This is a genomic window from Bartonella florencae, assembly GCF_000312525.1.
In the GTDB taxonomy this organism is placed as follows: Bacteria; Pseudomonadota; Alphaproteobacteria; order Rhizobiales; family Rhizobiaceae; genus Bartonella; species Bartonella florencae.
The window spans coordinates 557,456-568,311 of the sequence record NZ_HE997452.1; the positions used below are offsets into that span (position 1 = coordinate 557,456).

Annotated in this window: 15 protein-coding genes, 1 tRNA gene and 1 other RNA gene; 10 read left to right on the forward strand and 7 right to left on the reverse strand. The window is 44.1% G+C overall.

Annotated features, from left to right (window positions below; all coding sequences use genetic code 11):
- Positions 1-582, reverse strand: a 582-nt coding sequence (locus BN202_RS05230; RefSeq protein ID WP_019219542.1) for a YdaU family protein, incomplete at its 3' end; no start/stop codon positions are given.
- A 472-nt stretch (positions 583-1,054) separates the two neighbouring features.
- Between BN202_RS05230 and BN202_RS05235 the strand changes: the two genes are divergently transcribed.
- The 7 genes from BN202_RS05235 to BN202_RS09745 all read left to right on the forward strand — a co-directional run bounded on the left by BN202_RS05235 (position 1,055) and on the right by BN202_RS09745 (position 4,244).
- Positions 1,055-1,372: a helix-turn-helix domain-containing protein gene (locus BN202_RS05235; protein WP_034987516.1), complete on the forward strand. Its 318-nt coding sequence runs from the start codon at positions 1,055-1,057 to the stop codon at positions 1,370-1,372.
- A 313-nt stretch (positions 1,373-1,685) separates the two neighbouring features.
- Entirely contained in the window at positions 1,686-2,075 is a 390-nt protein-coding gene (locus BN202_RS05240) for a hypothetical protein (protein WP_019219545.1), read from the forward strand.
- 6 nt (positions 2,076-2,081) lie between these two features.
- Positions 2,082-2,279, forward strand: coding sequence for a hypothetical protein (locus tag BN202_RS10310; protein WP_019219546.1), 198 nt, complete (start codon positions 2,082-2,084; stop codon positions 2,277-2,279).
- Between the two features lie 222 nt (positions 2,280-2,501).
- Positions 2,502-2,669, forward strand: a complete 168-nt coding sequence (locus tag BN202_RS09735) for a hypothetical protein (protein ID WP_019219547.1) — start codon at positions 2,502-2,504, stop codon at positions 2,667-2,669.
- Positions 2,670-3,225: 556 nt separating this feature from the next.
- Entirely contained in the window at positions 3,226-3,852 is a 627-nt protein-coding gene (locus tag BN202_RS05255) for a lambda exonuclease family protein (protein ID WP_019219549.1), read from the forward strand.
- A 31-nt stretch (positions 3,853-3,883) separates the two neighbouring features.
- Positions 3,884-4,051, forward strand: coding sequence for a hypothetical protein (locus BN202_RS09740; protein ID WP_019219550.1), 168 nt, complete (start codon positions 3,884-3,886; stop codon positions 4,049-4,051).
- A gap of 37 nt (positions 4,052-4,088) precedes the next feature.
- On the forward strand, positions 4,089-4,244 hold the full coding sequence (locus BN202_RS09745; protein ID WP_019219551.1) for a hypothetical protein: 156 nt from the start codon (positions 4,089-4,091) through the stop codon (positions 4,242-4,244).
- A gap of 215 nt (positions 4,245-4,459) precedes the next feature.
- Here the strand turns inward: BN202_RS09745 and BN202_RS05260 are convergent.
- Positions 4,460-4,534, reverse strand: a tRNA-Thr gene (locus BN202_RS05260).
- A gap of 164 nt (positions 4,535-4,698) precedes the next feature.
- Between BN202_RS05260 and BN202_RS09955 the strand changes: the two genes are divergently transcribed.
- Positions 4,699-4,854, forward strand: coding sequence for a hypothetical protein (locus tag BN202_RS09955; RefSeq protein ID WP_019219552.1), 156 nt, complete (start codon positions 4,699-4,701; stop codon positions 4,852-4,854).
- A 159-nt stretch (positions 4,855-5,013) separates the two neighbouring features.
- Complete coding sequence (gene murA, locus BN202_RS05265) at positions 5,014-6,309, forward strand: UDP-N-acetylglucosamine 1-carboxyvinyltransferase (protein WP_034987519.1); 1,296 nt, start codon at positions 5,014-5,016, stop codon at positions 6,307-6,309.
- A 238-nt stretch (positions 6,310-6,547) separates the two neighbouring features.
- Here murA and BN202_RS05270 read toward each other — a convergent pair whose 3' ends face one another.
- The 3 genes from BN202_RS05270 to ssrS form a co-directional block, all read right to left on the reverse strand.
- Positions 6,548-7,369: a TIGR00282 family metallophosphoesterase gene (locus BN202_RS05270; protein WP_034987522.1), complete on the reverse strand. Its 822-nt coding sequence runs from the start codon at positions 7,367-7,369 to the stop codon at positions 6,548-6,550.
- An 18-nt stretch (positions 7,370-7,387) separates the two neighbouring features.
- Positions 7,388-7,996 carry a 5-formyltetrahydrofolate cyclo-ligase gene (locus BN202_RS05275; RefSeq protein WP_019219556.1) on the reverse strand — a complete coding sequence of 203 codons (609 nt, stop codon included), beginning with the start codon at positions 7,994-7,996 and terminating at the stop codon, positions 7,388-7,390.
- 154 nt (positions 7,997-8,150) lie between these two features.
- Positions 8,151-8,311, reverse strand: a non-coding RNA gene (gene ssrS, locus BN202_RS09485) — 6S RNA.
- 202 nt (positions 8,312-8,513) lie between these two features.
- Here ssrS and BN202_RS05280 point away from each other — a divergent pair.
- A complete protein-coding gene (locus BN202_RS05280; RefSeq protein ID WP_156792114.1) occupies positions 8,514-8,783 on the forward strand; it encodes a hypothetical protein in 270 nt (89 codons plus the stop codon).
- Between the two features lie 71 nt (positions 8,784-8,854).
- Here BN202_RS05280 and BN202_RS05285 read toward each other — a convergent pair whose 3' ends face one another.
- Together BN202_RS05285 and ykgO are read right to left on the reverse strand one after the other, a co-directional pair.
- Complete coding sequence (locus tag BN202_RS05285; protein WP_019219560.1) at positions 8,855-9,649, reverse strand: tetratricopeptide repeat protein; 795 nt, start codon at positions 9,647-9,649, stop codon at positions 8,855-8,857.
- Positions 9,650-9,754: 105 nt separating this feature from the next.
- Positions 9,755-9,880 (reverse strand): type B 50S ribosomal protein L36, encoded by a 126-nt coding sequence (gene ykgO, locus BN202_RS05290; protein ID WP_011181208.1) that lies wholly within the window; start codon positions 9,878-9,880, stop codon positions 9,755-9,757.
- Positions 9,881-10,856 lie beyond the last annotated feature (976 nt).

Consider the following 10,856-nt stretch of genomic DNA (forward strand, 5'->3'; position numbering starts at 1 on the left):
CGTGTGGGGCGTGGTAGAGACTGGGCGCTCGGGCGCGTTGGGGGGTTGTAGGCTGTCATTGGCAAAAGGCTCTGTTGTTATCAAAAAAGAAGCCTTTTCTGAAACACCGTTAGGTGTTTCCTTTTCTTCTTCCTTCTGAGCTTGTGAGTTTTGTGCATCATCTCTTGCAGGACTGTTCAGCAGTTGTTGAAGAGCAGAATTGATTTCCTTGCGTTTTTTTGCTGAACAGTGACCAGCAAAGCTTTTCTGTTCAAGAAATTTTGCCCGCTCTTGAAAAATAGTTTCACAACGCTTGTTCCATAAACCATGCGCTAAATTTAAAATTTTTCCCTCTGCTATCAGCATTTCTAAAACATTTGAAAAAGTTCGCTTGTCACAACCGCAAAGACGCGCTAAACGTTCTACCGATAACTCTAGAGGACGACCGCGCGCATACATTTCGTTAAGAAGAATTGTATAAATTCCAATTTCATGTGCACGCATGCCACGTACCCCTCCTAGAAAATCATTCTGATACCAACAAACATAAGGAAGCCTAGACGATTCATAGTAAGGAGTTGCTTGTGGGTGGGATTGTTTCATGCTTCAATCTTCTTTCTTACATTGCTATGCAAATGGGGAAATAGTATTTTATGCATTATGGGATTTTATGCGTTTGTTGGTATGCGATTAACGTTTTTGTGTTTAAGTTAAAGTGATACGATTTTGTTGCGCTATGTTTTGCTAAATGACAGTTCTTGAGATGCTGCTTGATGACGTCTAACAAGTGATGACGCGTGCTTTTCGTGCATGCAACTGTACAGTTTGAGATTGCGTAAATAGCAAAGGGTAATAACACAAGACTTCTTTTAAAACATGCGGGCTTTCAGCGCGGCTTGCGGAGGCGCTTTTCACATCCCTTCTGATGATATAAGTGTTTTTCAATCCGAAAATGAATTTTTATCCCTCAAAAATAAAAAATTTTTTCTTAATTCTATCCTTTTTGGAGGATAATGCAAGTGCGTTTTATAAAAAAGACGTGTTTTTTAAAAAGGACGCGCTATATGGTGAAGCTATGAATATCAATGGTTGGCGGCAGAGATTAAATGCAGCACTCAAAAAAAGTGGCCGGTCTAAGAGATCTATTTCCCTCGCAGCTGGTAAAGGGGCTGGCTACCTTCACTCTATCCTCACGGAGGGAAAAGAACCAACAATCGAATCCCTCGTGCGTATTTGTCATGAAATTAATATCAGTATGAATTATATTCTCTATGGTCAGGGGGCAAGCCTCGAGGATAAAGAATTTATCGATCTTATTTCAAAGCTCTCTCCTGAGGAGAGACAGGCAATTTTGACTCTTTTGCGCCGACCAACTGCCGGAGCAGCAAAATAAGCTCTTTTTGTGTTTTTGAATCAAGACTGCGCCAGTATTGTATCAATTCTAAATCACTCATCTTGGCTCTCCTGTCTATTTATGGTTGTATTGGGTAAGAACAAATAGAGAACAATATTAAGGACATCGAAGGTAAAGAGAGAACAAATTTTTATTCGCATATGTCCTTTGCACGTCGTAAAGACTAAAAATATATCGTTTATTAAGGATAAAATGATTTGACATATCTCCCATAGAGGATATAAGACTAACGCTATATTCAGCCTTGTCAAGACAAAGCTGTGCTTTATCAACTGTCGAAAGGGGGGAAATTATGAAAAATATTCCATTCGTTAAAGAGGATGAAATTCTCATTGTTCTTTGTGAGGATGAAAAGGGGGATGCTTATGATGGACCGTTTGAGCAAAGCGAAGAAGTGCTCGAAATTGTCGAAGAATACGAAACTGTTTACAAACTCTTGCGCCTCGATCTGATGACGCTTCATGCAGAGGATGTCAGCGAACAACTCGCCGATACTTATGTGGCAAATCATGAAATTGACGAGGAAAATGGACAACTTCAGCCTTTTATTCTGAATAGCGAGGCCTACCATGTGTATCTCAATGAAAAAGCCGACCGCAATTATGAAGACAATCTCTATGGATCTTACGAAAAACAACATCGTTTGCGTCCCTGTGATGTCTTGAATGATTACTGGTGGTAAGAATTGATGGCAAGTTATCTTAAGACTTTTTATCGGGGCTTTCCACTTTACTATGCTGGAAAGACCCAAAATATCATCAAGCTAGAACCTCAAAAACAGAATGCAATCCTTTTCATGTCGCGAAAGGCTGCAGAATGTGTGGCAAAAAATTTGGCGGAAGAATACTGCCAAAATGATTTTTGCGTCGTGCAACAGCACGATTGAGGTAAGGCTACAATCATTTTATCGCAACAGAAAATGCAGCCCTCAAAGTTTTTGAGGAGATGCATTGCTACGCAACACAAGCTTAAAGCTTGTGTTGCTGCTGTGAGATAAGGAGACTTGCAGTTTTTAGGGCAAGTGTTTGGGGAGGAAGTTTTAGGTCAGGATCTGGGAAAAGTGTAGGGGATGAAGAGCAGCTGTTAGGGAAGGAAGAGGAGGTTTCCTATGACCGGTATCTGTTTTGGAGGAGATGAAACATCAGCAGGTTTCAGAGCAGGTGTTTGGGGAAAGATTTACGGCAGCGCGCGAGGTGTGTGTTCGTGCATGGAGGGAGTGTGGGGGAGTGTGTGGGGCGACAATGATTTTACACCAGTAAAAAATGTCGGTTTGTAAAAAATGTCGACTGGGAATTTTTGACGTGCTGGGTCTTGCGCGCGTTGGGCTTATGCTGTTGCTGCTTTGGAAGAGGAAGTAGGATAAAGGCAAGCGTTTGAGAACGATGAATCTGCTCTGCAGTACAAAGCTTGTATTAGCACTATGGGGGATAAGGGGACTTGCAGGTTTCAGAGCAGGTGTTTGGGGAAAGATTTACGGCAGCGCGCGAGGTGCGTGTTCGTGCATGGGGGGGAGTGTGGGAGGGAGCTGTGGCATGTGGGGAGGTGCGAGGTATGGTGTTGTGTGGGGAGGCAGATTTGAGGCGGTGCCCGCGGTGCGTCTCTGCTTTGGGGGGGAGATGCAATAGGAGCAGGAAGAGGGAGTGTGGGGGAGTGTGTGGTGGAGGGCGCTGTGGGGAGCCTCTTCCTGCAAGGCAGGCTATAGGTGTTTGGCTGGGGATTTGCGCAGATGCGTGATGAGGCGTGTTGGTTTTCGGGGGGAGAGCGTGCATCAAAAAATTGCTCAGATGTGTTTCAAAGGCGAAATCTTAAAGAAAAGAGGGAGATCATAAATCATGCCAATTATTGTGGATTGTATTCAGGGAACAGAAGAATGGCAGAAAGTACGTAATGGCTTGATCACTGCTTCTTTGTTTGAAATGGTGATGGCACAAAAAAAACAGAGGCAAAAAACTGCACGATATCATTCGGTGATGATGAAATTGGCGGGAGAAAGAATCACTGGAAAAACCGTTGATGAGGGAAAGACCCTTTCTATGCGACGCGGGACAGAATTAGAACCAAGCGCGCGGGATCTTTATGCAAAACTTACCCATAGGGAGCTTGAATGTATCGGATTTGTGCTCGCCGATGATGGTAAAAAAGGCTTTTCTCCCGACGCTTTTGTGGGAAAAGATGGGTTATTGGAAATTAAAACAAAAAAACCCGAAATCCTTATTCCCCACTTTATGCAAAAGGGCTTTCCGGAAGAACATAAAGCACAATGTCAGGGGGGATTGTGGATTGCACAACGCGAATGGGTCGATTTGATGCTCTATTGGCCCGATATGCCGCCTTTGATTAAGCGCGCTTACCGTGATGAAGCTTATATTCGCAGGCTTGAAAGTGAAATTAGCCGTTTTAATGAGGCCTTGGAGGCGATGGTAGGGCAAATCAAATCTTGGGGCATGGAAAGGGCTTAGTATCATAAGTTGAAAATGGCGCGCGAGGCTTGTGGGGGCTGTTGTTTGGTGCGGCGGTGTTTCTGCTTCGGGGCGAGGTGCAATAGGAGCAGGCAGAGGGAGTGTGTGTGGAGGGAGCGTGTGGCGTGTGTGGGGGCCTAAGTACAATGGGGCCGGAGAGGTTTGGGGCGGTGGTGTCCGCGGTGCGTCTCTGCTTTAGGGGGAGATGCAATTGGGGAAGAGAGAGGAGGTTTCCTATGACCGGTATCTGTCTTGGAGGAGATAAAACAGTAGCAGGGATGAAAGCAGGTGTTTGGGGAAAGATTTACGGCAGCGCGCGAGGTGTAGCGTGCGTGGGGATGTGGCGGTGGTGTGGGGGGCCGTGTGGCGTGTGTGGGGGATGCGGCTGGTGATGTGGGGGATGTGGCGGTGATGTGGGGGTGTGGCGATGGATGTGGGGGATGTGGCTGGTGATGTTGCCCTAAAAAGAGAATCACTCAACTGTTATGAAGGGGGTAGGGGGGGTAGATGGTGAGGAGGTGGTGAAAAAAATGAAGCCAAATGTCCGTTTTTGTAACGCTGCTCTTGTTTGATGGCGTGGGGGGTAGAAAGAATGTTGTGTACAAAATGGTGCTGCGAGAGAGGATTGAACTCTCGACCTCTCCCTTACCAAGGGAGTGCTCTACCACTGAGCTACCGCAGCTCTTTGCAATATTTGCGCTGTCTTGTGCCATATTGTCATAAAATAGGCAAGAGAACATTTGTATATTCTTGAAAGAAAACCTCTCTTGTGTCATGACATAAATTTCTTATACAAAACTATAAGTTACTTGGATAGAAGCCCAACACTGCTCAGAAGGTTGTGCAATGACACAAATGCATCAAAAACAACAAGAACTTAACCATAAAGATGATAAAGATAAAAAAGAAAATAAACGCCAAGAAAGATTGGCACAACAGTTGCGGCAAAACCTGAAACGTCGAAAAGAGCAAAGCCGAAAAAGAGCGCAAACAGAGCCTTAAAAAAACCTTTATGCTCGTTTGCAACCAAACTTCTCGAATATTCGTTCTTATCTTTGAGAAGTCTTCTCGTATCATCGATTTCGTTTTGAAATCAGAATAAAATAACTTCTCAAGGGGGTAAACCCTTTGGAGGGGGAAAAGGGAAAAGAGGGAACAACTATGGATTCTATTCAAATTATTGGTGGGAAAAAACTTAAAGGAACAATTCCTATCTCAGGGGCAAAAAATGCTGCTTTGCCTTTGATGATCGCTTCACTGCTTACCGAACAAACGCTTACCCTGGATAATATTCCCCATCTGGCAGATGTTGAATTGCTCATTCGTATTCTCAATAATCATGGAGTCGCATATGCTGTTGATGGACAAAAAGACAAGGGGGATTGTCTTAATGCAAGAACAATCCATTTTACAGCACAAAAAATTGTCACAACACACGCTCCATACGAATTGGTGAAAAAAATGCGAGCAAGCTTTTGGGTCATTGGACCTCTGCTGGCACGATGTCGAGAAGCCTATGTCTCTCTGCCTGGTGGTTGCGCTATCGGAACAAGACCCGTCGATTTTATTCTTGAAGGACTCAAAACTCTAGGGGCGCGTATTACTATCGAAAATGGTTATGTCCATGCTAAAGCGTTAAGCGGACTAAAAGCTGCTCATTATCGTTTTCCTAAAGTTACTGTTGGGGGAACCCATGTCATGCTGATGGCTGCAACAATGGCAAAGGGAAAAACTACCCTCGAGAATGCTGCTTGTGAACCTGAAGTCGCAAATCTTATTCGAACGCTCAATGCTATGGGCGCAAAAATCCTCGGTGAAGGAACATCAACACTCACGATTGAAGGCGTTAAAAAACTTAATGGCGCAAAAATACGAGTCATTGCTGATCGAATCGAAGCCGGAACCTACGCCATGGCCGTTGCTATGACTGGAGGGGATGTGTTTCTCAAAAATGCAAACCCTAACCATCTCACACAAGTGCTCGGCGTTTTGCAAAAAACAGGACTCGATATTCAAATAGAACCACAAGGAATTCACGTGAAACGAAATCCGCGGCAAACAAAAATAATGCCCGTCGATATCAAAACGGGGCCTTATCCCGCTTTTCCAACCGATCTGCAAGCGCAATTTATGGCCCTGATGACCCGCGCTCAGGGAATCTCCCATATCACAGAGACAATTTTCGAAAATCGTTTCATGCATGTGCAAGAACTTACTCGGTTGGGCGCTCAGATAAAACTCGATGGACAGACGGCAACGGTGTATGGAACAGAAAATCTCCAAGGCGCGCCTGTCATGGCAACCGATTTACGCGCTTCTGTCTCTCTTGTTATTGCTGCTCTGGCCGCAAAGGGAGAAACAATTGTCAACCGCGTCTATCATCTGGATCGCGGCTTTGAGAGATTAGAAGAAAAATTGGCCCAATGTGGTGCTGTCATTCAACGGATAACAGCTTAAAGCCCCTTTATGCGAGTTGTTTTGCTGTGGTTTCATTAGGGCAATTTTTGCCCTTTTAACCAAAAGATTATGCTGACCTCTGGGTGGGTTTTGGTAGGCTCTCTTGGAGGGGCAGCTTGGGAACAGGGTGGGAAACAGAGCTTGTGGCTTTGCAAAGCTGGCTTGGTGGCAAAGCTTTGAAAAATGCAAGAATTCTACCATTCAAAAGATCAGTACATAAAAATTTATGCAAAGAGTGTTACCAAAAATCCGGAATCTCAGGCTTTAAGTGAGGACCAATCCTTACCGCTGAGATCTTTTCCGCTAAACCCGTACGGTCTGAAAGCTCTACCGCTAAACCGCAAAGCGTGGCTGGACCTTGTGCCGGCTCAAGGCGACCCTGTTTCTGTTTGTAAAGAAAACGGTGTAAAGGTTCTTCCTTATCCATCCCTATCGACGAATTATAATCTCCACACATTCCTGCATCCGATAAGTAAGCACTGCCACCCTCTAAAATCTGCGCATCAGCCGTGGGAACATGCGTATGCGTTCCGACAATAACACTGACACGGCCATCAAGAAAATGACCTAAACATTGCTTTTCACTGGTTGTTTCTGCATGAAAGTCAAAAATAATTGCGTCTGCTTGTTCCATCAAAGAGCAAGAAAAAAGAATATTTTCTGCTGCTTCAAAGGGATCATCCACTTTGCATGGCATAAAAATACTGCCCAAAAGATTGGCAACAAGCACACGCGCTCCATTTTGTGCTGTGAAAATGCCAGAGCCTCTCCCACGACTTTCTTTCAGAAAATTGGCTGGACGTAAAAAACGATCACTCTCATGGGCATAGTGCAAGGTTTTTTGACAAGAAAAAGCATGATTGCCCGTTGTCACAACATCAACACCCGTCATGAGAAGATCTTGATAGATTTCCTGACTGATGCCAAAACCATCGGAGGCATTCTCACCATTCGCGACAACAAAATCAAGCCGCCATTTTTTTATCAGATGTGGAAGCTGTTCAAAAACAACTCGGCAACCTGTCGTTCCAACAATGTCACCCAAAAATAAAAAACGCATAGGCGTTTTAATCACATTTTAGCCTTTTAATAAACCTTTTTCTGTAAAAATTCCCTCCACAATAAGGTCATGTTCTGCTGGGGGAATGAATTTAACTTCCTGACAGGAAAAGCCTAGGCTTAATAGTCTAAGGTGATGTCCTTGTTTTTCAAGAGATTCAACCGCACGATCATAATATCCGCCTCCATAGCCAAGGCGGTGACATTGATTGTCAAACGCGGAAAGGGGAACAATAATGAGGTTGGGAATGACAACTGCATTTTCTGCATTAGGACCCAAGGTGCTAAAACGCATCCGCTCTAAGGTGGTCTTTTGTGAATAGGAACGAAAAATCATGGTGCTGGAATCAAGCACGACTGGTAATGCTAAACGCCCACCGCGTAAGGTTATGGCTTTAAATAAAGGACGAGGGTCAATTTCCGATTTAATTGGCAAATAGCCCGCCAAAATAAGACGCGAAAAATCTTCTCCCTTTGCTTCAAGACGCTTAAGAAAATGCTGGCAGGCGCGCTGTGAAAAAGCAGCTCGTTCTTTTTCTGACAGAGCAGCACGACGCGACAAACCAATTTTGCGTAGTTGTGCACGAATGGACACCGCAGTATCGGAGGGGGAGGGGCTTTGTGTCATATATATGTCAATTCTTTATCTATTTTTCTGTTAGCCAAACAAAATACATTATGTTGCCCAAAATTCTTACAAATCATTTTGAAAAATGTCATAACAATTTGCTGCTTGCTTCCCGCGAAAAAAATCTAAGATAATTTGTTTTAGTGATACAAAAGGGTGATCCACGACAGCCGATGGAAAAAGTTGACCCCGGGAACCTAAACAAATAGGTGGGCGCCATATGAAAAAGCCCACGAGCTTTATCAGGGACAGCTCCCTTGGAGATCACTAAGGTCTCAGGAATGCGTTATTTCCTGTCGAGAAGCGTAGAACACCTCTTTCAATATAAAACAGTTTGCAAGCTTCTGCTAGATATAAAATGATTTCAATCTTCTCTCTTTTGGAGATGGTCGGCAGGTGGTGATGGAGATGGTCGGCAGGTGGTGTTGGGGTGCGGCTGGTGGTGTGGGGATGCGGCTGGTGGTGATGGAGATGGTCGGCAGGTGGTGATGGAGATGGTCGGCAGGTGGTGATGGAGATGCGGCTGGTGATGTTGGGGATGCGGCTGGTGGTGTTGGGGATGCGGCGGTGGTGTTGGGATGCGGCGGTGATGTTGGGATGCGGCTGGTGGTGTTGGGATGCGGCGGTGATGTTGGGGGATGTGGCTGGTGGTGATGGAGATGGTCGGCAGGTGGTGTTGGGATGCGGCTGGTGGTGTTGCGATGCGGCAGGTGGTGTTGGGGATGCGGTAGGTGATGTAAGCTCTAGTGCATGGTGCATGAATTGGGACGTGAAATTATGTAGTTAAATGTGAATCCGTGCACGTCTTAACCAAGCCGCGGTATAGTCCAGTAACAGAAAACATCAACTTTTAAATGTTTAAAGGGTTTGTGGCGTTTGTTCTTCTAAAAGAGTTTCAATGCGTTTTTGCAGTTTTTGCATTTGCGGATAATATTCAAGTGCTTTTTCATAAGCTTTGAGAGCAAGTTTTGGACGCTCTGTCGCTTCCATGGTAATTCCAAGCTCAAAAAATGTCATGTAATTGCGTGGTTCAAGCTCTAGTGCATGGTTAAGATCTAGCATGGCAAGTTTAAAATCACTCAATTGAATGTGAATCCATGCACGTCTTAGCCAAGCTTCGGCGTGCGTTGGTAAAAGCGCAAGGGCATTGTCAATATAATCGAGAGCAAGGCCATAATCATCCGCATTAATAGCATTTTCAGCCCACGACATTAAAAGATCAATCGTTTCACTCCCCGATTGAGACCATAAATGTTGAAGTTGTCTACTTATCTTTTGGGCTTCACGAACATTCGCACAAGATTTCAATTCTTTAAGCAGGCGTGAGATTTCTGCTTCTTTACGCTGTTTTGTTCTGTCTATTCCAGAGTGGGGAAGGGAGAGAAAATCTTCAAGAAGGATCGCAGAAGAATCAAAATCCGTTGTCGCTGGTGTTGAAGGAGGAGAGCTGGGGATCAGATCTTCCAGCGGTAAAAGCGATTGCGGAGAGGGACGATCTTCAGGAAGAGAAGGAGGGGTCTGCCCATAGCTTGCGTGGATAAAACAAAAACTGCCAATAAAAGCCGAAAAGGAGATCAACAGACACAAAAAAACCCGCCGGAAAGCAAAAACAATCCGCAAATACAGAGTTTTTAAAAAAATTAAAAAACCCATGAAAACAAGTCCTCAAACGATGAATGATCAAATAATGGACCTGTTATGCCAAAATTTCAAGAGAGAAAAAGTTCTCATGCCCGCAAAAAGCAGGCACAAAAACCCTTAACCTTGGCGTGCTCTAAAACGTGGGTTTGTTTTATTAAGGATATAAACACGACCTTTACGACGCACCAAACGATTGTTACGGTGGCGCTCTCTCAATGCTTTAAGTGAATTTTTAATTTTCATCATACTCACCGTTTATATTACTATAACGCAATGTTTTCTTCTCACTTACAATTTCAACACTCTAACACACTGCCTGCTATTTCTCAAACACCATGCCTTTAAACAGCTTATCATAACAGGATCATTGCGTTATAATACTCTGGTTCCTCTTTTTTCACTGTGATCATAAAAAGAAAAACGCACCTCTTTAAAAAGGTACGCATTGACAAATTCCATCACCACAACGAATAAGTGAAAATTGCAAAAAATATGCAGCCCTTCTAACAAGAAATCTGCCTCTTGTCAAGAGAGTATCATTTTGGAGCTGTATCATTATTGGGGATCTTTAAACTATGTGATCGTGTGAGAAGAAAAATCTACAAAAATAACGTCTTTTCAGTGAAATACTTGCTGTAGGAAGAGCACTTAGCTGTGGAATTGAGCCCATTATGTCTTTATGAGAACAAAACAGGACAATAGTTTGCAAAGATCTTGAATGAAGCAGGGCTTGATGATCTTAGAAACAGCCCTAAGACCTATAAATATATCTTGGGGAGGGGTATATCTTACAGCCGTTCACCAAGGGACCTTATTACCAACAAAGAGATGTCGGCAACCGAGTAAGAGGGGTGGATAGGACGTGTTGCACGTGACCCTTTGATGCAGATAGGTGCCTTTTGGGATATTCACGGATATGGGCGCTAAGGCAGATGCAACGGCAATTATGTGCTTGATCATGTTTTGTTCGTTTTGCTTTTATATGGAAAGCCAAAGAGTCCTTGATCTAGGCGGTTCTAGAGGCTAGCAAAAATATATTTTCTTTAAAAATTCTAAAAAATATTAAGATATGAGGCTGTGTTAGGGATAAAACAGTGCGGGCTTTTCTTGTCAAAATCAACTCGGATTTTCAAAGGCAATGATCTTTGGTGCGGGGCTTTGGTGCGGGGCTTTGGTGCGGGGCTGTGGTGCGGGGCTTTGGTGCGGGGCTGTGGTGTGC